This window comes from Salmonella sp. 741265073_HBA, from assembly GCF_046569105.1.
In the GTDB taxonomy this organism is placed as follows: Bacteria; Pseudomonadota; Gammaproteobacteria; order Enterobacterales; family Enterobacteriaceae; genus Salmonella; species Salmonella enterica.
On record NZ_JBKFRY010000015.1, the window covers coordinates 57594 to 79036 of the forward strand.

General features: G+C 51.8%; 20 protein-coding genes. 11 read left to right on the forward strand and 9 right to left on the reverse strand.

Annotated features, from left to right (window positions below; genetic code table 11):
- Positions 1-2 precede the first annotated feature (2 nt).
- Positions 3-1142: a UDP-4-amino-4-deoxy-L-arabinose aminotransferase gene (arnB, locus tag ACLD3P_RS18410; RefSeq protein WP_001650157.1), complete on the reverse strand. Its 1140-nt coding sequence runs from the start codon at positions 1140-1142 to the stop codon at positions 3-5.
- 298 nt (positions 1143-1440) lie between these two features.
- Between arnB and pmrG the strand changes: the two genes are divergently transcribed.
- On the forward strand, positions 1441-2046 hold the full coding sequence (pmrG, locus tag ACLD3P_RS18415; protein ID WP_000879260.1) for a lipopolysaccharide core heptose(II)-phosphate phosphatase PmrG: 606 nt from the start codon (positions 1441-1443) through the stop codon (positions 2044-2046).
- Positions 2047-2090: 44 nt separating this feature from the next.
- On the opposite strand, the gene nudI is transcribed toward pmrG, so the two are convergent.
- Positions 2091-2516, reverse strand: a complete 426-nt coding sequence (gene nudI / locus ACLD3P_RS18420; protein ID WP_001249896.1) for a nucleoside triphosphatase NudI — start codon at positions 2514-2516, stop codon at positions 2091-2093.
- Between the two features lie 278 nt (positions 2517-2794).
- Here nudI and ACLD3P_RS18425 point away from each other — a divergent pair, with 278 nt between their 5' ends.
- From ACLD3P_RS18425 to ACLD3P_RS18455, 7 genes are all read left to right on the forward strand, one after another.
- Positions 2795-3337, forward strand: a complete 543-nt coding sequence (locus ACLD3P_RS18425) for a YfaZ family outer membrane protein (protein WP_001562414.1) — start codon at positions 2795-2797, stop codon at positions 3335-3337.
- Positions 3338-3451: 114 nt separating this feature from the next.
- Complete coding sequence (locus tag ACLD3P_RS18430) at positions 3452-4648, forward strand: nicotinamide mononucleotide deamidase-related protein YfaY (RefSeq protein ID WP_000935683.1); 1197 nt, start codon at positions 3452-3454, stop codon at positions 4646-4648.
- Positions 4649-4897: 249 nt separating this feature from the next.
- Complete coding sequence (locus ACLD3P_RS18435) at positions 4898-5680, forward strand: IclR family transcriptional regulator (protein ID WP_000894173.1); 783 nt, start codon at positions 4898-4900, stop codon at positions 5678-5680.
- Between the two features lie 13 nt (positions 5681-5693).
- A complete protein-coding gene (rhmD, locus tag ACLD3P_RS18440) occupies positions 5694-6899 on the forward strand; it encodes an L-rhamnonate dehydratase (protein WP_001530644.1) in 1206 nt (401 codons plus the stop codon).
- 55 nt (positions 6900-6954) lie between these two features.
- Positions 6955-8244: an MFS transporter gene (locus ACLD3P_RS18445; protein WP_000028931.1), complete on the forward strand. Its 1290-nt coding sequence runs from the start codon at positions 6955-6957 to the stop codon at positions 8242-8244.
- A 25-nt stretch (positions 8245-8269) separates the two neighbouring features.
- Positions 8270-9073, forward strand: a complete 804-nt coding sequence (gene yfaU / locus ACLD3P_RS18450) for a 2-keto-3-deoxy-L-rhamnonate aldolase (protein WP_000992941.1) — start codon at positions 8270-8272, stop codon at positions 9071-9073.
- Between the two features lie 5 nt (positions 9074-9078).
- A complete protein-coding gene (locus ACLD3P_RS18455) occupies positions 9079-9255 on the forward strand; it encodes a hypothetical protein (protein ID WP_001112766.1) in 177 nt (58 codons plus the stop codon).
- Between the two features lie 233 nt (positions 9256-9488).
- On the opposite strand, the gene sseL is transcribed toward ACLD3P_RS18455, so the two are convergent.
- The 4 genes from sseL to glpA form a co-directional block, all read right to left on the reverse strand.
- A complete protein-coding gene (sseL, locus tag ACLD3P_RS18460) occupies positions 9489-10511 on the reverse strand; it encodes an SPI-2 type III secretion system effector deubiquitinase SseL (protein WP_131046817.1) in 1023 nt (340 codons plus the stop codon).
- Between the two features lie 425 nt (positions 10512-10936).
- Entirely contained in the window at positions 10937-12127 is a 1191-nt protein-coding gene (glpC, locus tag ACLD3P_RS18465) for an anaerobic glycerol-3-phosphate dehydrogenase subunit GlpC (RefSeq protein ID WP_131046816.1), read from the reverse strand.
- Positions 12124-13383 carry a glycerol-3-phosphate dehydrogenase subunit GlpB gene (glpB, locus tag ACLD3P_RS18470; protein ID WP_000667152.1) on the reverse strand — a complete coding sequence of 420 codons (1260 nt, stop codon included), beginning with the start codon at positions 13381-13383 and terminating at the stop codon, positions 12124-12126. The genes glpC and glpB overlap by 4 nt, the downstream gene beginning before the upstream one ends.
- Positions 13373-15001 carry an anaerobic glycerol-3-phosphate dehydrogenase subunit A gene (gene glpA, locus ACLD3P_RS18475; protein ID WP_000857205.1) on the reverse strand — a complete coding sequence of 543 codons (1629 nt, stop codon included), beginning with the start codon at positions 14999-15001 and terminating at the stop codon, positions 13373-13375. Before glpA ends, glpB begins: the two co-directional genes overlap by 11 nt.
- A gap of 272 nt (positions 15002-15273) precedes the next feature.
- On the opposite strand from glpA, the gene glpT reads away from it, so the two are divergent.
- Positions 15274-16632, forward strand: coding sequence for a glycerol-3-phosphate transporter (gene glpT, locus ACLD3P_RS18480; RefSeq protein ID WP_000948739.1), 1359 nt, complete (start codon positions 15274-15276; stop codon positions 16630-16632).
- A gap of 4 nt (positions 16633-16636) precedes the next feature.
- On the forward strand, positions 16637-17707 hold the full coding sequence (gene glpQ, locus ACLD3P_RS18485) for a glycerophosphodiester phosphodiesterase (protein ID WP_023136795.1): 1071 nt from the start codon (positions 16637-16639) through the stop codon (positions 17705-17707).
- Between the two features lie 115 nt (positions 17708-17822).
- Here glpQ and ACLD3P_RS18490 read toward each other — a convergent pair whose 3' ends face one another.
- On the reverse strand, positions 17823-18701 hold the full coding sequence (locus ACLD3P_RS18490; protein WP_000176719.1) for a LysR family transcriptional regulator: 879 nt from the start codon (positions 18699-18701) through the stop codon (positions 17823-17825).
- A gap of 161 nt (positions 18702-18862) precedes the next feature.
- Here ACLD3P_RS18490 and ACLD3P_RS18495 point away from each other — a divergent pair, with 161 nt between their 5' ends.
- A complete protein-coding gene (locus tag ACLD3P_RS18495) occupies positions 18863-20053 on the forward strand; it encodes an MFS transporter (protein WP_000660248.1) in 1191 nt (396 codons plus the stop codon).
- 1 nt (position 20054) lies between these two features.
- Here the strand turns inward: ACLD3P_RS18495 and yfaE are convergent, their stop codons facing one another.
- Both yfaE and nrdB read right to left on the reverse strand, forming a co-directional pair.
- Positions 20055-20309, reverse strand: a complete 255-nt coding sequence (gene yfaE, locus ACLD3P_RS18500; RefSeq protein WP_000533921.1) for a ferredoxin-like diferric-tyrosyl radical cofactor maintenance protein YfaE — start codon at positions 20307-20309, stop codon at positions 20055-20057.
- The gene (nrdB, locus tag ACLD3P_RS18505) at positions 20309-21439 is read right to left on the reverse strand and encodes a class Ia ribonucleoside-diphosphate reductase subunit beta (RefSeq protein ID WP_000332026.1); all 1131 of its coding nucleotides are present in this window, start codon (positions 21437-21439) and stop codon (positions 20309-20311) included. The genes yfaE and nrdB overlap by 1 nt, the downstream gene beginning before the upstream one ends.
- Positions 21440-21443 lie beyond the last annotated feature (4 nt).

Genomic DNA, 21443 nt, shown 5'->3' on the forward strand with positions numbered 1-21443 from the left:
GCTTATTGTCCTGCTATCTGATGAAGGGCGGTAATGACCCGATCAAAGTCACTCTCGGTCATGTCCGGGAAGAGCGGCAGTGAGCAGATCCGCTCGCTGTTCCACTCGGTGTCAGGCAGCGTGAGCGTTGGGAAACGTTCGCGATAATATTTTTGCGTATGCGCGGCGCGGAAATGCAGCCCTGTGCCGATGCCTTTCGTTTTCAGCGATGCCATCAGAGCATCCCGGGTAATACCGCAGCGGGCTTCATCGACCCGGATAATGAATAAATGCCAGGCGTGAATATGCTCCCACGACGGAAGGCTCAGAGGCTGAAAAGGCAGGTCTGCCATTGCCTGGTGGTACTGCGCTGCGATGGCGGCGCGGCGAGCGTTAAGCGCATCCAGTTTCTGTAACTGAGCAAGCGCGATAGCGGCGTTGAGGTCGGGCAAATTATATTTGTAGCCCGGCGCCAGGACTTCCGCTTGTGGCGCGCGTCCTCCGCTCTGTCGATCCCAGGCATCAACGCCAAGCCCGTGAAACTTGAGACTGCGCAGTTTATCGGCGAATTGCGGGTTATCCGTGACGACGATACCGCCTTCAGCGCAGGTAATGTTCTTAATGGCGTGGAAGGAGAAAATCGCGGTGCCCCGGGCGCCAATGTGGCGACCTTTGTAGCTGGTTCCTGTCGCGTGCGCCGCGTCTTCAATCACCGGAATGCCATAACGCTCGCCAAGAGCGTAAATAGCGTCCAGATCGGCGGGCGCGCCAGCGTAGTGGACGGGGATAATTGCTTTGGTTTGTGGCGTAATCGCGGCTTCGATATGTTCAGGTGTGACCATCAGCGTATCGCGATCGACATCGACCATGACGGGGTTCGCGCCGAGTAAAACGATCATATTTAGCGTAGAAACCCACGTCATTGACGGTGTAATGACCTCGTCGCCTTCACCAATGCCCAGCGCCATCAACGCGATGTGCATACCGGCAGTGGCTGAACTGACGGCAACGGCATATTGATTGCCTGTTAGCCGACAAAACTCCGCTTCCAGTTCCTGATTTTTCGGGCCGGTTGTTATCCAACCTGAGTCCAGTACGGTCTTAACGGCAGCGAGCTCTTCCGCGCCCATCGCCGGACGAGAGAAAGGCAAAAAGTCCGACATCATTTTTCCTTCAGCCATTGAAAGCCGCTTTTCAAATATTTCGGGAATAGAAAAGGGCTTATTTTTTAACGCATTTAACTGAACCCTACTGGATGAATATTAAATTAACATTAAGAAATTAAGGTGAAGTAAAAAGATAATTTTTAATGGAATTATGCTTTGCTTTCGCCGAAAGTTTAAGGCATTTTATGCATGCCCAAAAGCTGTTTTTATGTTTCTGGTCTGGTCTTCCGTCGCGGGATTTCATTTTAATCGTATTGCTATTAAGTTAGCTGCACTGTTTGCCTGAGAGGTTAATGTGCTGGCATTTACCCTACGCTTTATTAAAAACAAACGCTATCGCGCGACTCTGGCGGGGGCGTTGGTTATTATCGCCGGGTTGATCTCACAACATGCCTGGAGTGGTAACGGTCTACCGCAGATTAACGGTAAAGCGCTGGCGGCGCTGGCGAAGCAGCATCCGGTAGTAGTGTTATTCCGCCATGCCGAGCGGTGCGATCGTTCCGATAATACCTGCCTGTCAGACAGTACGGGGATTACGGTCAACGGTGCGCAAGACGCCAGAGCGCTGGGTAAAGCCTTCAGTGCCGATATACAAAATTACAATCTCTATTCCAGTAATACGGTGCGCACCATCCAGTCGGCAACCTGGTTTTCTGCGGGCAGGTCGCTTACGGTGGATAAAAAAATGATGGATTGCGGCAGCGGTATTTATGCTTCAATCAATACGTTACTGAAAAAGTCGCAGAATAAAAATATAGTCATTTTTACCCATAATCATTGTTTGACGTATATTGCAAAAAATAAGCGCGGCGTAAAGTTTGATCCGGACTATCTTGATGCGCTCGTTATGCATGCGGAAAACGGAAAACTCTTTTTAGATGGTGAATTTGTTCCCGGCTAGCCGCATGTTAAAAGCGTAAAGACAGCCTGAAGCGGCTGTCGTCATTATAATAACCCTTTCAATGCTAATGTGTGGCGTGTCGCTACATTCAAATCATACAGCGCCAGTTCTTCTGGCTTGACCCAGGCGTAGTCCTGAAATTCATCGTTAATACATATATCGCGATTAGCGGAAACACAGTCGAAGATGAGATAAATCATATAAATCTCTTCTTGTCTGCCATCAGCGTACGTTTTAACACGGATATCGTCGCGGAAGGTCCATGGCGTAATATCGCTCAGAATCAGTTGTTCGCCGAGTTCTTCCCGAATCTCCCGACGCAGCGCCTCTTCAATGTGTTCGCCTGGCTCGACCCCACCGCCCGACAGCGCCCACTGACCGGGAAAGACGCCGCGGTTGTCGGCCATTTTGCACAGCAGATAACAGCCATCATTTTGAATTAATGGGCAAACTATAGTTCGTTGACGCATAAGTCGCTTCCTTAAACCACCAGGACATCAGCTTAACAAATCATTCTGCGAAATTCTTTGTGAAAAATGGAAGCGATAACGCAGACTGCGTTTTTGGTTAATTTTGTTGATGCAGGCGTCGCCATGTGATGGCGCAATGATGCGTCATGGCGAAAGTAGTATTTCGTTACAATATGTTTTTGGAATGGTTTCTTAGTGCATTGATTCCTCAGCGTCTGGCAGTACAATTCTGCCGTTTTGGGGAGTTTTTCTTTATGTGCTTGCTGGAAAGGGTAAAAATGAAAAAAAGCATATTATTAGGTTTTGCCGGAATGCTGTTCGTTTCTGCATCGGCGCAGGCCATCAGTATTAGCGGCCAGGCGGGCGAAGATTACACCAACATTGGCGTGGGTTTTGGTACGGAATCGACGGGACTGGCGCTAAGCGGTAACTGGATGCACAACGATGATGATGGCGATGCTGCGGGCGTTGGTCTGGGGCTGAACATTCCGGTGGGACCGCTGCTGGCGACGGTCGGCGGTAAAGGTATTTATACCAATCCGAAAGACAGTGATGAAGGCTATGCGGCGGCTGTCGGCGGTGGGTTACAATGGAAAATCGGCGACAGCTTCCGTCTGTTCGGCGAGTATTATTATTCACCAGATTCGCTGTCCAGCGGTATCGAAAGTTATGAAGAAGCGAATGCAGGCGCGCGTTTCACCATTATGCGCCCGCTGAGCATTGAAGCCGGTTATCGTTACCTGAACCTGGCGGGTAAAGACGGCAACCGCGATAATGCGATTGCTGACGGCCCTTATGTTGGCGTAAACGCCAGCTTTTGATGCTAACGGCGCGGCAATCGTCGCGCCATATTCCTCCTGTTCCCGTCATTCTTCTTTCCACGTCCTATTCCTCTTTGCGTTATAGTGTTTTCATCATAAGAGCAGGAGAACACAATGCTAAATGTGGAAATGCTATCCACCGGGGATGAGGTGTTGCACGGACAAATCGTTGACACCAATGCCGCCTGGCTGGCTGATTTTTTCTTTCATCAGGGCGTTCCGTTATCACGGCGAAATACGGTAGGCGATAACCTGGACAGTCTGGTCGCTATCTTGCGTGAACGCAGTCAACATGCTGATGTTTTGATTGTTAATGGCGGGTTAGGGCCGACCAGCGATGATTTAAGCGCGCTCGCCGCGGCAACGGCAAAAGGCGAAGGATTAGTACTGCACCAGGCGTGGCTGACCGAAATGGAACGTTATTTTCAGCAGCGCGGTCGTGTGATGGCGCCGAGCAACCGTAAACAGGCGGAACTGCCTGCCAGCGCGGAGTTTATTAATAATCCGGTCGGCACTGCCTGTGGATTTGCGCTCCAGCTCAACCGCTGCCTGATGTTTTTCACCCCCGGCGTACCGTCGGAATTTAAGGTTATGGTGGAGAAGGAAATCTTACCGCGGTTACGCGCGCGTTTTTCGCTGCCGGAGCCGCCGCTTTGCCTGCGGTTAACGACTTTTGGACGTTCAGAAAGTGACCTCGCGCAGCGTCTCGATTCACTGCCGTTGCCGCCCGGCGTGACGATGGGGTATCGCTCATCAATGCCGATCATTGAACTGAAGTTGACCGGCCCGGCGACGCAACGGGAGGCGATGCTGGCGTTATGGCCAGAGGTCAAACGGGTCGCCGGACAGAACCTGATTTTTGAAGGTACGGAAAACCTGCCGGCGCAAATAGCCCGCCGCCTGCAGGAAAGGCAGTTGAGTCTGACGTTGAGCGAGCAATACACCAGCGGCTTACTGGCGCTACAGCTTTCCCGCGCCGGGGCGCCTGTTCTTGCCAGCGAAGTCGTTCCTTCTCAGGAAGAGACGCTGGCGCAAACGGCACACTGGACGACAGAACGACGCAGCAATCATTATGCCGGTCTGGCGCTGGCCGTGTCGGGGCTGGAAAACGAACATCTTAATTTCGCGCTGGCGACGCCGGATGGCACGTATGCCTTACGCGTGCGTTTTAGCGCCAATCGGTATAGTCTGGCAATACGTCAGGAGGTCTGCGCGATGATGGCGCTAAATATGCTGCGCCGCTGGCTTAATGGCGAGGACATTATCAGCGAGCATGGCTGGATAGATGTGGTTGAATCATTGACATCATAATCCCTTTCTCTTATCTGCGATGGGAACGACATCGTGAGCCGGATAAGGCCGCTATGCCATTATCCGGCAATATTATCTGCTTTTTTGTCCAGCCAATTGTACTGAATACAAAGTAATACGTGCGTTAATTCACATTTATATGGTTAACCCTTCCACTCCGTTGGAAGGCGGATAAGCTTTGACGCGCTTCACAATTTTTTCCCTACTGACCTTTCACACTGATTCCAGTGTCTCAGACTGGAGTCCAATATGTTGGAATCAAGTAAAGTCCCGGCTCTTACTCGCGCAATCGACATCCTCAATTTGATCGCGCGTATTGGCCCATGCAGCGCGGCAATCATTATTGAAACGCTGCGTATTCCAAAAAGCACCGCGTACCTGCTGTTGAATGAATTAAAACGTCAGCGATTTATTAGCCTCGATCATCAGGAGAACTACTGCCTGTGGACTAAGCTCGTTGAATTGTCGGGTCATGCGCTCAGCAAGATGGATCTGCGGGAGCTGGCGCGTCCTCGTCTAACACAACTGATGGATGAAACCGGGCTGCTGTGTCACTTGGGGATCATCGACCACGAAAATGCGTATTACATACTGAAAGTGGAATCCTCATCCACTATCAGCGTGCGCTCGCATGAGGGGAAAAGCCTCTCTCTTTATCGTTCCGGCATCGGCAAATGCCTGCTGGCATGGCAGCCGGCCGCCGTACGCAAAGCCATTATTGAAAAAATGGTATGGGAGCGAGCCACGCTGACCACCATCACCGAGCCGCAACAATTGAATGATGAGCTGGAACGCATTCGCCAGCGTGGATGGAGCTTTGATAACGGGGAGGATTATCCGGATGTCCGCTGCGTTGCCGCACCGGTATTTAATGCCAGAAACGAACTGACCGCGGCAATTTCAGTGGTCGGCACACGCCTGCAAATCAACGAAGAGAATCTTGATTATTTGGCCGGTAAAGCTATTGCCTGTGCCAAAGATATTTCACGCCTGTTGGGATGGAAAAGTCCCTTCGACTCACTCGCATCTTAAAATGGAGAATATTATGACTCTTCCTAAAATTAAACACGTTCGAGCCTGGTTTATTGGGGGCGCTACCGCAGAGAAAGGGGCTGGCGGCGGGGATTATCACGACCAGGGAGGAAATCACTGGATTGATGACCATATCGCCACTCCCATGAGCAAATATCGCGACTATGAGCAGTCTCGTCAGTCTTTTGGGATCAACGTGTTAGGGACGCTGATTGTCGAAGTAGAGGCGGAAAATGGGCAGACGGGGTTCGCCGTTTCGACAGCAGGGGAGATGGGCTGTTTTATCGTAGAAAAACATCTTAACCGGTTTATTGAAGGCAAATGCGTAAGCGATATCAAACTTATTCACGATCAGATGCTCGGCGCGACCATGTACTACTCCGGTTCCGGCGGTCTGGTGATGAACACGATTTCCTGTGTGGATCTGGCGCTGTGGGATCTGTTTGGCAAGGTGGTTGGACTGCCGGTTTATAAATTGCTGGGCGGAGCGGTGCGCGATGAAATTCAGTTTTACGCCACCGGCGCACGCCCGGATCTGGCTAAAGAAATGGGCTTTATCGGCGGTAAAATGCCGACTCACTGGGGACCGCACGATGGTGATGCGGGGATCCGTAAAGATGCCGCGATGGTGGCGGATATGCGTGAAAAGTGCGGGCCGGATTTCTGGCTGATGCTCGACTGCTGGATGAGTCAGGATGTGAACTATGCGACTAAACTGGCTCACGCCTGTGCGCCATTTAATCTCAAATGGATTGAAGAGTGTCTGCCGCCGCAGCAGTATGAAGGCTATCGCGAATTAAAACGCAACGCGCCTGCAGGGATGATGGTTACCAGCGGCGAACACCATGGTACGCTGCAATCCTTCCGCACTCTGGCAGAAACCGGCATTGATATTATGCAGCCGGATGTTGGCTGGTGCGGCGGATTAACCACGCTGGTTGAGATCGCCGCGCTTGCCAAATCGCGCGGGCAACTGGTGGTGCCGCACGGTTCGTCTGTCTATTCGCACCATGCAGTTATTACTTTCACTAATACCCCTTTCAGCGAGTTCCTGATGACCAGCCCGGACTGCTCCACCCTGCGTCCGCAATTTGACCCGATTCTCCTGGATGAGCCGGTGCCGGTGAATGGACGCATCCATAAATCAGTGCTGGATAAGCCGGGCTTCGGCGTCGAGCTTAACCGTGACTGTCACTTGAAACGCCCTTATAGCCACTAATAACTCGTGCGTTGCCTTTGTACGGCAACGCCCTCATCCTGTTGAGGATATTGCTATGAGCATCACTTTACTTGACGGCGTAGTGAAGAAAAACCGCGCACGTTTAATTCCTTTTATGTTGGCACTGTATGTACTGGCGTTTCTGGATCGTTCAAATATTGGTTTTGCCAAAGAGACCTATCAGATAGATACCGGGCTAAGTAATGAAGCCTACGCGCTAGGGGCCGGTATTTTCTTTGTGGTTTACGCTTTCCTTGGCGTACCGGCTAACCTGCTGATGCGCAAATTTGGCGCAAGAACCTGGATCGGCACGACTACCCTGCTGTGGGGCTTTCTCTCTGCTGCGATGGCCTGGGCGGATAGTGAAGCAAAATTCCTGATAATCCGCACGCTATTGGGCGCGGCGGAGGCTGGATTTTTCCCCGGCATGATCTATCTAACTTCACAATGGTTCCCGCAGCGTAACCGTGCCAGCATTATGGGGCTATTTTATATGGGCGCGCCGCTGGCGTTAACGTTGGGTTCGCCGCTCTCCGGCGCTCTGCTGGAGATGCATGGTTTTATGGGGCACCCGGGATGGTTCTGGATGTTCGTTATCGAAGGCCTACTGGCGATTGGCGCAGGGATATTCACCTTTTTCTGGCTTGATGACACTCCGCAGCAGGCGCGTTTTCTTAGCCTGGAAGAAAAGAACGCGCTTATCAGGCAACTGGCGAGCGAAGAAGAGAAAAAGGTCACGTCAAGGCTTGCGGATGCGCTGCGTAATGGACGCGTCTGGCAACTGGCTATTATTTATCTGACGATTCAGGTGGCGGTATACGGACTCATCTTTTTCCTGCCTACCCAGGTTGCTGCGCTATTGGGCACTAAAGTGGGCTTTACCGCTTCGGTGGTAACAGCGGTTCCCTGGGTGGCGGCTTTGCTTGGCACATGGCTTATTCCTCGCTACTCCGACCGTACCGGCGATCGCCGTAACGTTGCGGCAGTGACGCTACTGGCTGCGGGCATTGGCATTGGCCTGTCAGGTCTGGTTTCTCCGGTGCTCGCTATTCTGGCGCTCTGTGTTGCAGCAGTAGGATTTATTGCCGTTCAGCCCGTATTCTGGACCATGCCAACGCAGCTACTTTCCGGTACGGCTCTGGCGGCAGGAATTGGTTTCGTTAATCTGTTTGGCGCTGTGGGCGGTTTTATTGCCCCAATTCTGCGCGTAAAAGCGGAAACGTTGTTTGCCAGCGATGCGGCGGGCCTGCTGACGCTGGCCGGAGTCGCCATCATTGGCTCATTAATTATCTTCACGCTGAGCGTTAATCGTCCGGTGGCGCAATCCGGCGCTGCGCATCATTAATCTTATCTACGTTGTAAGGATCGCTATGAACGCATTGTTATCAAATCCTTTTAAAGAAGGATTACGTAAAGGGGATACGCAAATTGGTTTGTGGCTCAGTTCAACCACCTCTTATATGGCGGAGATTGCGGCGACGTCGGGTTATGACTGGTTGTTAATAGATGGCGAGCACGCGCCTAATACGGTGCAGGACTTGTATCATCAGTTACAGGCCATCGCCCCATACGCCAGCCAGCCGGTGATTCGCCCGATCGAGGGAAGTAAAGCGCTCATTAAACAGGTACTGGACATCGGGGCGCAAACGCTACTGATCCCGATGGTTGACACCGCAGAACAGGCGCGCCAGGTCGTTTCCGCTACCCGATACCCGCCGTTGGGGCAACGAGGCGTTGGCGCGAGCGTGGCGCGTGCGGCGCGCTGGGGGAGAATCGACAACTATATGGCACAGGCCAATGAGTCGCTCTGCCTGTTGGTGCAGGTTGAAAGCAAAGTGGCGCTGGAAAACCTTGACGCGATTCTGGAGGTTGAAGGCATTGATGGCGTCTTTATCGGTCCGGCAGATCTCTCTGCTTCATTGGGTTACCCCGATAATGCCGGACACCCGGAAGTGCAGCGGATCATTGAAGCGTGTATTTATCGTATTCGCGCCGCCGGAAAAGCGGCGGGTTTTTTGGCGGTCGATCCGGCAATGGCGCAGAAATGTCTGGCGTGGGGCGCGAATTTTGTCGCGGTCGGGGTAGATACGATGCTCTACACCGAGGCGCTGGACAGCAGGTTGGCGATGTTTAAATCTGTTCAGTCAGTAAGCACGGCAAAACGTAGTTATTGAGAAAAATGCCGGATGGCACGTATGCCTTACGCGTGCGTTTTAGCGCCAATCGGTATAGTCTGGCAATACGTCAGGAGGTCTGCGCGATGATGGCGCTAAATATGCTGCGCCGCTGGCTTAATGGCGAGGACATTACCAGCGAGCATGGCTGGATAGACGTGGTTGAATCATTGACGGCATAGAACTTTTAGTGGGAAGGCCTGGCCTTCCCACCCTTATATACTTATAAATTCTTCGCAGAGCATCATTTCAGGATAAGAGCCTATCCCACCAGGCGTAATTGTTGAAGCCAGTTTGGGGCCGGCCAGCGCGCAGAAACCGGAGCGTACACGTAGTACGTGAGGATTTTGAGCACTGCCCGGTCCCAAAATGGCGAATAAAATAGCCTAATGGGATAGGCTCTAAGTACTCACCATTACTGGAGACTGTATTCATATATTTGTCGCCGGGTTTGGGTGTTAAATAGTGTTTGTTCCTCTACTGAAAGCGTTAAGAACTTTTCCGCAAAATCTCGTAGTGTGGTAGCAGGATCGTTTTGTCCGGCATTCGATAAGAGTTGAATTGTATGGTAACAAAATAGACCACAGCCGTTGGGTACATTATTTTGTAAATTCATTTCGATAAAATTAACATCATCGCTTTCTGATATGCCTGCAATTGTTGCTGCTTCTATAATCTCTTGCTTAGTATTTTCATTTAAATCATGATAAGTATTAAATATAAGGCATTTTATTTTTTCTGCAAGTTTATAAAATAAACAGAGAAGCCAGTGATCTCCTGTATTTACCAGGAAGACTTCATTGTGAGATAATCCTGATTGAGCCATCTTTTCAAGTAGCTGAGTGCTTAATATATTTTCTTTGGTGGTAGGATGAATAAGCCCAATAGGATAGTTTACCGAGAGAAAAGGTGATTCTTGAACCAGGCCTTGCGTTGCAGCTGCCAGCTCATCTGACGACAACATTCGCGCACTACACCAAAGATTTTCAACTCCTACCTGTTCTTGATCTGTCTGAGCGAACTGGTCGCCCATAATTTTATGTGCTATTCCTATTTTTTTAGAAAGGTCGGTTGTCGCTGAACCGGCCATATAAAGTAATCTGGAAGGGGCATGTAGCTTTTTCCACTCAGTATTATTTTTCGTTATATCGTTATTGGCGATTTGATGTAATACAAGGCAAGCCTGATTGATTTTTTTGTCTATATCTGATGATCCCGATCTTTTTCCGCTAAAGAGATCAAAAAGAAATTTCTCAACTCTATGTCCCAGGTCATCGTTGCGTAACGCAAGATTGCATAACAGATCAATACAATTCTGATCACCGTTCTCTACGGCGCTAAACAACAACGCAAGCGTCTCATCGCTCACCTCTTCTGCATATAAGCTGTGAAATTGCGGTATGCTCAATCGGTAAAGTGAATTTACACATATATTCATTTTGCTCTGTTTCCTGGTAGGTGAAAGTAGCGAATATGATGTAATTTATAATTATTTGTAAAAATATTATTGTTAGTGGGGGATATATTAAATCAGGCATAGACCTGATTTTATTATTATTCACATAGCACTCAATTATTATCGGAGATATTCAGTTATCTCCCTCTTTAAAGGAGGCTGGTAACGCGTCGATACAAGAGATATTGCTCTATAAACAGTAACGTCGTTATCTGTCATGCCACCGTGGGTTAGCGGTCATGGTTAACCAAATAGGGCAGGTTATTGCAAAGAGACATCCGCGTTTATACCCAAAATAATCCGTAGCCAACACATAAGCAACTTGAAGTATGAAGGGTATATGTCTGATGGAAAATCGGCCCTGGTGAGTAGGGTAATGGCACCGGAGGGGCTCCGGCGCTTTTTACTTAGCCGAGCGCCTGGGCGAGTAGCGTAATGGGGTGTTCGCAGCGTTTGCTTGTAGACATCTCAATTTGCCACTTACAGGTTTCACAATCGGTGACGACAATGTCGGCGCCGCTCTCTTCAATCTGGCGGAACAGCGGCGCGCCGATGGACTGTGATGTCGGATAGTTTTCCTTTTTAAATCCATACGTACCGGCAATGCCGCAGCACTGTGAATCAAGTACCGTCAATTCAAGCCCCGGAATTTGCCGCAATAGTTCAAGCGTGTAAAGCGTCCAGCCCATTTTTTCCATATGACACGGCGTATGGTAGAGCACTTTCAGCGGCAAAGGATTAAGCGGCAGCGTTTTCCCGGCATCCAGTTTGCGCCATAGCCAGCGGGTGGCCAGCTCGATATGTTCGCGCAGCCCGGCGTTGTCCACGTCCAGCACTTCAGGATATTCATCGCGCAACGCAAACGTACAGGTGGATGACGTGGCGATGACCGGAATACCTTTGACGGCAATCGCCTCGCGTAGCGACTCCACATTGCTGATAGCCTGCTTGCGAGCTTTATCCGTAAAACCGTTAGCGATCAGCGGTACGCCGCAACACTTCTCTTTACTCAGTAGCTGTACGCCGGTACCCATTGCGTTCAGCACCTTAATCAGATCTTTTCCGAGCTGCGGATGGTTGTAATTCACAAAACAGCCATGGAAAAAGGCGACCTGATCTTTGTATTTAGCCTGCTGCGCCGCCACGCTACGATACCAGCGGCGGAAGGTGCCGAAAGAGTATTTTGGTAAGGTGCGGCGATGATCGATTTTGAGCGCGTAATCAAGCAACTGGCGCACTGGCTTTAATGCGGTGGCGGTATTGACCACCGGCGCGAACGGCGTTGAAACGCTGCCCATCAGATCGGTATGGCTGAGAATAAAGTTACGCAATGACGGGCGCGTCGTATCGTATTTCGCGCGGGCGCGCTGGATGATATCGCCAATCTTCACGTCCGACGGACAGGCGACCTCACACCGTTTGCAGTTAATGCAATATTTCAGCGCCTCGTCATACAGGGCGCCGTCTTTCAGACGCAGGCGTTCGCCATCCGGTCCGGCCTGTTTAGGGCCAGGGTAGCCTGGATTAACGCGGCTGACCGGGCACGCGGTGGTGCACACCGTACATTTAATACAACTTTCAAAACGTGTGTCGCTCATTGCTGTTCTCCTGCACGCTCAGCGATATGGTGCGCGGCCTGGAGGGCGCTGACTGCGCAGACGCCGCCGCCGCATCCCTCAGCTATAGGATCGAATCCCGCCAGCACAGAACCTATTGCATACAGATTTTCTACCGTATTGCCCGCAAGGGAGGGGCGGAAAGCGTCATCCGTCACGACGCCAAACTGCTGCCAGGGCTGTGGGTCGAAGAAATGTTGTTGATACCATTCGGCGCGGGTGGCCGTTTGCTGTACGTCGAGCCCTAAAATAGGTTCGCGGATCCCTTCGCGCTCGGCAACCAGACCGCTACTAAAGAAGCTACCGCTGGCAAGTACGGCAAAACGCGGGCGCAGTGGGATATCGGCATGGTTGCGGGTCCATATTTCGCTCACGGTACCGCGACGGCAGGTGACTTTCTTCACTTCATCGCCCGGCATCCAGATGCCGCCCTGACGAACAAACTGGCGCTGGAGCTGATTGTGCAGACGAATACCGAGCACCGATGGCGGCAGCGTCGGCAGCAGCGTGAGCGCGCAGGGCAGACGTTCGTTAAGCCAGCGCCACAGCGTATCGTTCGCCAGCCCGAAACAGGCGGGCATGATGATCATGTCGCAGTTTGTCGCTATTGGCGACAGCGCGTCGTACAGCAGCGGCCATTTTTCTTCGTTATCAAGCAGACGCGCAATATTGACCGCGCGAAATTCCGTCGGGTTATCACGCAGTACGTCCAGTTCCGGAAGGTCGATTTCTGCGGTTTCCACGTTGAGATCGCGTTGACGCAGCGACGCTGCCGCAAGGTGCGCCTGGAAATCCAGTAATCCGCTAACGCCGACGACGCAAATTCGCTGTGCGGATAACGGCCAGACCGGTACTTCCGGCGAGCTAAGCCAGGTTGAACGCAATGTGCCAAGCGGCGTGACACGCTGGTGCGCCTGCTGTACGTCGCCGTATAACTGCGCGCCGCTGGCGTTAAGTAGCGTTTGCGCCTGTTGCGCCAGCGTAAGGACTTTTTGCGCGCCCAAACGTGAATAAGGATGTTCAGGTGCCTGGCGGCGCAGCGCATCAAGCCCGGCGGTAATGTCGGTCACCGGTTGGCCGTCGGGCAGGGCGCTGAGTAGATCCAGCGAGCCGGAGGAAAAATGCAGTGCGCTTTGTCCGCGGGTGACGATGGCGCAGCGTAATCCATGCTGCTGGAGTTGCAGTCCGCACAGCAAACCGGCGAGACCGCCGCCCATAATAACCGTATCAAATTTCATCCTGGTGCTCCTTCTCCAGACCGCATAATCCCTGATAAACCCAGCGCGTGAATTCGCTTTCGCGCAGCGCGTCTCCCCAGGCGACAGGTTGTACGCCTTTCCAGCGCTCATTCAGAAATTCAGAGAGTTGCGTAATAGATTGCGCCGCGGTCGTCACATTAAAACGCTGCAATAGCCCGGCCGCGCGGCAGGCGCACAGCTCGCCCTGGCAAGTGCCCATCCCTACGCGGGTGCGACGACGCAGATCCAGCAGGCTATTCACGGTTAAGTTTTCGACGGCATACTGCACTTCTCCCGCCGTGACGGCCTCGCATTCACAGACCAGGCTACGGTGTTGGCGGCCTTCGCTCAGCCACCCCGGCGTGCGATCGCCATGCCGATAAACCGCCGATCCGCGTAGCGGCGCGGGAAGCGAGATAATGCGTTTCAGCGTATGTTCCGTAGACTCTTTTGAGCCAGGCAACGGCGTATCCGCCGTGATGCAGGGGCGAGTATTGCCCAACTTGCGGCACACGGCGTCGGTCGCCCATTCCGCCATCAGGCGGTAAGTCATTAGCTTCCCGCCGGTAATGGTAATGAAGCCATCAAGCCCGTCGCGTTCGGCGTGGTCGAACAACACAATACCGCGGCTGACGTTACGACCGCTGGGATCGTCATCGCTGGCCACCAGCGGGCGGACGCCGGAATACGCGCGCAGAATACGCGTCTTCGCCATGACAGGGGCCAGTTTTTCCCCTTCACGCAGCAGGATATCGACTTCATCTGCGGTGACGCGGTTGCTGTCTATCTCATTGTAATCAATATGGGTAGAGGTGGTGCCGATCAGTGAAATCGTATCGCCAGGTACCAGAATGTCGGCATCCGATGGTTTCCGGCAGCGGTTAATGACATGCTGGTTGATCCGATGGTCCATGATCAACAGCGAGCCTTTCGCCGGGAACATGCGAATACTCAGGTCGGCGTATTCGGCGATCCGTTGCCCCCAGATACCTGCCGCATTGACCACCACCGGCGCGTGAAGCGTCTGGGTTTCGCCAGTGAGATGGTTGCGCACATGGACGCCGCAGACCGTTGCGCCTTCACGAATGAGCCCGGTCACTTCATGCGCCGTTAACACGATTGCGCCATGTTCTCTGGCATCCAGCATATTGGCGGCGGTAAGGCGGAAAGGGTCCACGGTGCCATCCGGCACTTTTACCGCACCGATGAGCGCAGGGTTAACGGAAGGTTCGATGATGCGAGCCTGCTGCGGATCGATGGCTTCAGCGCGAATGCCTGCCGCTTCACAGGCGCGAATAAAGGTGGCCTGAAACGCAAGATCATCTTCCGGCAACGTAATAAACAGACCATCCGTCGGTTCGACGCAATGGCGGGCGATCCGTTTTAAAATCTGGTTTTCACTAATGCACTCGCGCGCGGATTCCGCGTCGGTAACCGCATAACGAGCGCCGCTGTGCAGCAGCCCGTGGTTACGCCCGGTCGCGCCGGTCGCTATATCATGCCGCTCCACCAGAATGACACGTAAACCGCGCAGCGCGCAGTCGCGGGCGATCCCTGCGCCTGTTGCTCCACCGCCAATGATAATCACGTCACTTGCTTGCGAGTCGCGAGTTTTCATTGTTTTTCCTCACAGTTCGTTTTTTATCATTTAGCCATACAAATCATATGGAATGTTTGATTTCGCGCATAATCGCTCACTATTCGAAAATGAAACGTGATTTCGTGCGCCTTTCTGAACATTAGCCGTAAAACTGTAACAATATGTGCTGTAATTCACATTAACGTGACGTATCTTTACTTAACATCGCGGCCACACTGGGAGCAGCGGGGTTGTTTGAACAAACTGCGGTGTTTACCTCTAAATAAAATATGGGCCACGGAGGCTACAATATGTTGAGTATTTTTAAACCAGCGCCGCATAAAGCGCGCTTGCCAGCGGCGGAGATTGATCCGACCTATCGCCGATTACGCTGGCAGATTTTCCTGGGGATATTCTTTGGCTATGCCGCGTATTATCTGGTGCGCAAGAACTTTGCCCTCGCGATGCCCTACCTGGTAGAACAGGGTTTTTCACGCGGCGATCTGGGCTTTGCGCTGTCCGGGATTTCCATCGCTTATGGTTTTTCGAAATTTATAATGGGTTCGGTGTCCGATCGCTCGAATCCGCGCGTTTTTCTGCCGGCAGGGTTGATTCTGGCCGCAGCAGTCATGTTATTTATGGGCTTTGTACCGTGGGCGACATCCAGCATCGCCGTGATGTTTGTACTGTTGTTCCTTTGCGGCTGGTTCCAGGGGATGGGGTGGCCGCCGTGCGGACGTACGATGGTTCACTGGTGGTCGCAGAAAGAGCGCGGCGGCATTGTGTCGGTCTGGAACTGTGCGCATAACGTCGGCGGCGGGATCCCGCCACTGCTGTTCCTGCTGGGGATGGCGTGGTTTAACGACTGGAAAGCGGCGCTCTATATGCCAGCCTTTGGCGCGATTGTGGTGGCGCTGTTCGCTTTCGCAATGATGCGCGATACGCCGCAATCCTGCGGTCTGCCGCCTATCGAAGAGTATAAAAACGACTATCCGGACGACTACAACGAAAAAGCGGAAGAAGAGCTGACTGCGAAGCAGATCTTCATGCAGTACGTACTGCCAAACAAACTGTTGTGGTACATCGCTATCGCCAACGTGTTTGTTTATCTGCTGCGCTACGGCATCCTCGACTGGTCGCCGACCTACCTGAAAGAAGTGAAGCATTTCGCACTGGATAAATCCTCCTGGGCCTACTTCCTGTATGAATACGCGGGTATTCCGGGCACGCTGCTGTGTGGCTGGATGTCGGATAAAGTCTTCCGCGGCAACCGCGGTGCGACCGGCGTATTCTTTATGACCCTGGTGACTATCGCGACCATCGTTTACTGGATGAACCCGGCAGGAAACCCGAACGTTGATATGGCTTGTATGATTATCATCGGCTTCCTGATCTACGGCCCGGTAATGTTGATAGGTCTGCACGCGCTGGAACTGGCGCCGAAAAAAGCGGCGGGTACGGCGGCGGGCTTTACCGGTCTGTTTGGTTACCTGGGCGGTTCTGTCGCTGCAAGCGCCATTGTGGGTTATACCGTTGACTTCTTCGGTTGGGATGGCGGCTTTATGGTGATGATTGGCGGCAGCATTCTGGCGGTAATCCTGCTGGTGGTCGTGATGATTGGTGAAAAACGCCATCATGATGAGCTGCAGTTAAAACGCAACGGAGGCTAATAACATGAAAACCACACTGAAAAATCTTAGCGTGGCGTTAATGTTGGCAGGAATGACCATCGGAAGCTGTGCCGTGGCGGCTGAAAAAGTCGTTATCGCCCACCGTGGCGCCAGCGGTTATCTGCCGGAGCATACGCTACCAGCGAAAGCGATGGCGTATGCGCAAGGGGCAGATTATCTGGAACAGGATTTAGTGATGACAAAGGACGACCATCTGGTCGTCCTCCATGACCACTACCTTGACCGGGTGACTGACGTCGCTGACCGTTTTCCGGACCGGGCGCGTAAAGATGGGCGCTATTACGCTATCGATTTTACGCTGGATGAAATTAAATCCCTGAAGTTTACCGAAGGGTTTGATATTGAAAACGGCAAAAAAGTACAAACTTATCCGGGCCGTTTCCCGATGGGAAAATCTGATTTCCGCATTCATACCTTTGAAGAGGAAATTGAATTCGTTCAGGGATTAAATCACTCTACCGGTAAAAATATCGGTATTTATCCGGAAATTAAAGCGCCGTGGTTCCATCATCAGGAAGGGAAAGATATTGCCGCGAAAACGCTGGAAGTGCTGAAGAAGTATGGTTACACCGGCAAGCAGGACAATGTCTATTTGCAGTGTTTTGATGTCGCTGAGCTGAAACGTATTAAGAATGAACTGGAACCCAAAATGGGGATGGATCTCAATCTGGTTCAACTTATTGCGTATACCGACTGGAATGAAACACAGCAGAAACAGCCGGACGGTCGTTGGGTAAATTACAACTACGACTGGATGTTTAAGCCGGGCGCTATGAAGCAGGTGGCGGAATATGCGGACGGTATTGGTCCGGATTACCATATGCTGGTCGCGGAAGGCTCAACGAAAGGGAATATCAAGCTGACTGGAATGGTGCAAGACGCACATCAGAATAAGATGGTAGTGCATCCTTACACCGTGCGTGCCGATCAATTGCCGGACTATGCCACAGACGTTAATCAGTTGTACGACATCCTGTATAACAAGGCGGGCGTCGACGGGCTGTTCACTGACTTCCCGGATAAGGCGGTCATGTTCCTGCAAAAAAATGACTAAAGGTTTGCCATAGTAGAAGTGACGCGCCGGATGAGGCCATAAACGCCTCATCCGGCCTGGCGCAACGTTTGCCAGCGTAAGTCTGGTAAACGCAATGACATCAGGCGGTGTTGTTTTATAGCAAACCCTCATCGGTCAGTGTTTCCATACATTTTTGTAATAAAAATAGCGGACTTCCTTCTACCGGCGGTTCTTTTGCTAACAGGGAAATTTGTCGATAAAAGGTGGGTTCCAGCGCCACGGAGCATAATTTTCCTGTCGTGGCTTTTAAGGTTAATTCTGGCAATAAGGCGATACCTAATCCCTGGCGAATAAAATTCAGCGCAGTATCGGGATGGTTAAATTCATATTTAAATATCGGCTCAATACCCTTTTCTTTAAACAACGCCATAATGCTTAATTCATAACGACCTTTACTGACAATAAGTGGTTCGTCCATCAGTTCTTCAACCGTCACTGTACTATTGGCCGCCAGGGGATGATTTTCAGGCACCACTACGGTGAATTTATCCCGGTAAATGGGGACGCAATACATACCGTTGACCGGAAAAGGAACGAAACCGGCATCAATACTTCCGTCCTGCAGCGAATCAATAATAGCCGTACTATTCTCTTCATAGGGGATAATTTTTACATTTGGATGATGGCTTTCAAAATAGCGAATGACGCCGGGTAAAATGCAGGCGCAGGCGCTGGGAAAACAGCCAATCCGTAGCGTACGGGCCGGGTTCTTTTTTTCTTGTTCGGCAATCTCTTTTACCGCGTTGACGTCGCGCTGGATCGCGCGTAAGTGCCTGACGATGCGGCTACCGGCGGCGGTAAGCTCAATCTCTTTACGACGCTCACGAATTAATATATCAACGCCAAGCTCCTCCTCAAGCGCGGAGATGGCCTGGCTGACGGCGGATTGCGTCATGTATAGCCGTTTGCTGGCCTCGGTAAATCCGCCGTACTCCAGTACGGCAAGCAGGGCGTGGATTTGGGTTAGCGTCATTAGCAAAACCTAATCAATATAATTAAAACGATTAATTTTTCTAATAGAGTGCACTTGTTTATACTGCGATTCTATCGAATACATCACATTTTGACGCACCTGATAGGTGTTCAGTTGAGCTGAGCGTTGCCTGCGTGCGCCATCTGAGCGGGTCGTTAAGAATGAAAGAAAAATTATGGACGAAGGATTTTTGGGCAATCACCATAGTCAGTTTTATTATCTTTTTTGTTTTTTATGTACTGCTAACTTTATTACCCATTTATATCGCTGACCGCCTGCATGCTTCTGCAGATAAGGCCGGGCTGTTAGTGACATGTTTCCTGGCCGCGGCAATTGTTATTCGGCCATTTGCCGGACAATGGGTGGGAAAATATTCGAATAAAAAGATTCTGGTGCTCTCTTCTCTGGCTTTTTTGGTGATTACCGCGCTGTATCCGGTTTGCCATTCTATCGAGTCGCTGCTCTTTATCCGCGTACTTCATGGGATTACGTTTGGTGTTATTACCACGGTAAAAGGAACTATTTCAGCGCGGTTAATTCCGGCCTCCCGACGTGGAGAGGGCATCAGCTTTTTCTCTTTAGCGATGGGCCTGGCGATGGTCGTAGGACCGTGGATCGGTTTGAATATGGCCCGCTGGAACGCGTTCACTGCCGCATTCTGGCTTTGTTCCGCTGTAGCGGCGTTAGGGATTGTGCTTTCCCTGATTGTGACGGTCCCTCCGGTAATTCGTCATGCCGATGGTTCGAAGCCGAATCTGGGTTTTGCCGCGATGTTTGACCGCGCCGCCTTGCCTTTTGCGCTGGTCACCTTTTTTATGACTTTCTCCTATGCCGGCGTGTCGGCTTTCCTGGCGCTGTATGCGCGTGAGCTGGATTTAATGGCGGCGGCCAGTAATTTCCTGCTGTGCTACGCGATTTTCCTGATGATATGCCGTACCTTCACCGGGAATATTTGTGATAAAAAAGGGCCGAAATATGTTGTTTATCCATGCCTGTTGGCTTTTACCATCGGTCTGGTGGCGCTGGGCTACACCAATGGCAGCATCATGATGATTATTTCCGGCGGTCTAATCGGTATCGGCTACGGTTCGGTCACGCCGGTTTTCCAGACGCAAATTATCAGCTCGGTTGAACCGCATAAAATCGGTGTGGCGAATTCACTGTTCTTTAACGCAATGGACGCCGGAATGGCGATTGGCGCCTTTATCATGGGAATGATGGTTGAGTCGGTTGGCTATCGTATGATTTATGTCGCTGGCGCGGTGCTGGTGGTACTCGCTGGCGCTCTGTATGCCGTGCAGATGAAAAAACGTGGCGTGATGCCTTTGGTTTCCACCAGCGAGTTGCACTGAGTTACATCTCGATTTCGATATCGCCTTTTGCCCTGCAGCAGCAGGGCAAAATCTCTCCCGGCTGGATAAACGCTAAAGGTTCCGTAATCCAGTCAACCTGACCGGCAACCAGCCGGGTACGACAGGAGCCGCAATATCCTTCGCGGCACTGATACTCCACCTCAACGTTATGCGATTCCAGCGCGGCCAGCAGAGAAGGGTGTTCATCCTGGCACAGCAGCTGTGTGCCAGTGATACGCAGCGTGACGCGTCCCATCAGAGCTGGAAATTACTCAGATCGTCGGTATCGACTTCCGAATCGATTTGTCCGACCAGATAAGAGCTAACTTCCACTTCCTGTGGCGCGACCTGAACGTTATCGGACACCAGCCAGGTATTGATCCACGGGATTGGGTTGGAGCGGGTCTGGAACGGCAGATCCAGCCCTACCGCCTGCATACGAATATTAGTAATATATTCAACGTATTGACACAGGATATCTTTATTCAGGCCGATCATCGAACCGTCGCGGAACAGATAGTCCGCCCACTCTTTTTCCTGCTGCGCCGCCTGCACGAACAGGTCATAACATTCCTGTTTACACTCTTCGGCGATTTCCGCCATCTCCGGGTCGTCCACGCCGCTACGCAACAGGTTCAGCATATGTTGCGTGCCGGTCAGATGCAGAGCTTCGTCACGGGCGATCAGACGGATAATTTTGGCGTTGCCTTCCATCAGTTCACGCTCGGCAAATGCGAAAGAGCAGGCGAAGCTGACGTAGAAGCGGATGGCTTCCAGCGCGTTCACGCTCATCAGGCACAGATACAGTTTTTTCTTCAGCTCACGCAGATTCACGACAACCGTTTTGCCATTAACGGTATGGGTGCCTTCACCGAGCAGATGCCAGTAGCTGGTCATCTCAATAAGTTCGTCGTAGTAGGCGGAGATCCCTTCGGCGCGCTTCTGAATTTGCTCATTGGTCACGATATCGTCAAACACGACCGCCGGATCGTTGACGATGTTACGAATAATGTGGGTGTAGGATCGTGAGTGAATCGTCTCAGAAAACGCCCAGGTCTCTACCCACGTCTCCAGCTCCGGGATGGAAATGAGCGGCAGCAGGGCGACGTTCGGGCTACGTCCCTGAATGGAATCCAGCAGCGTCTGGTATTTGAGGTTGCTGATGAAGATATGTTTTTCGTGCTCCGGCAACGCCTGATAATCGATACGATCGCGGGAGACGTCGACCTCTTCCGGACGCCAGAAGAAAGAGAGCTGTTTTTCGATCAGTTTTTCGAAGATGTCATATTTCTGCTGGTCATAGCGTGCAACGTTGACCGGCTGGCCAAAGAACATGGGTTCCTTGAGCTGATCGTTTTTCGTCTGTGAAAAAGTGGTGTATGCCATTGAA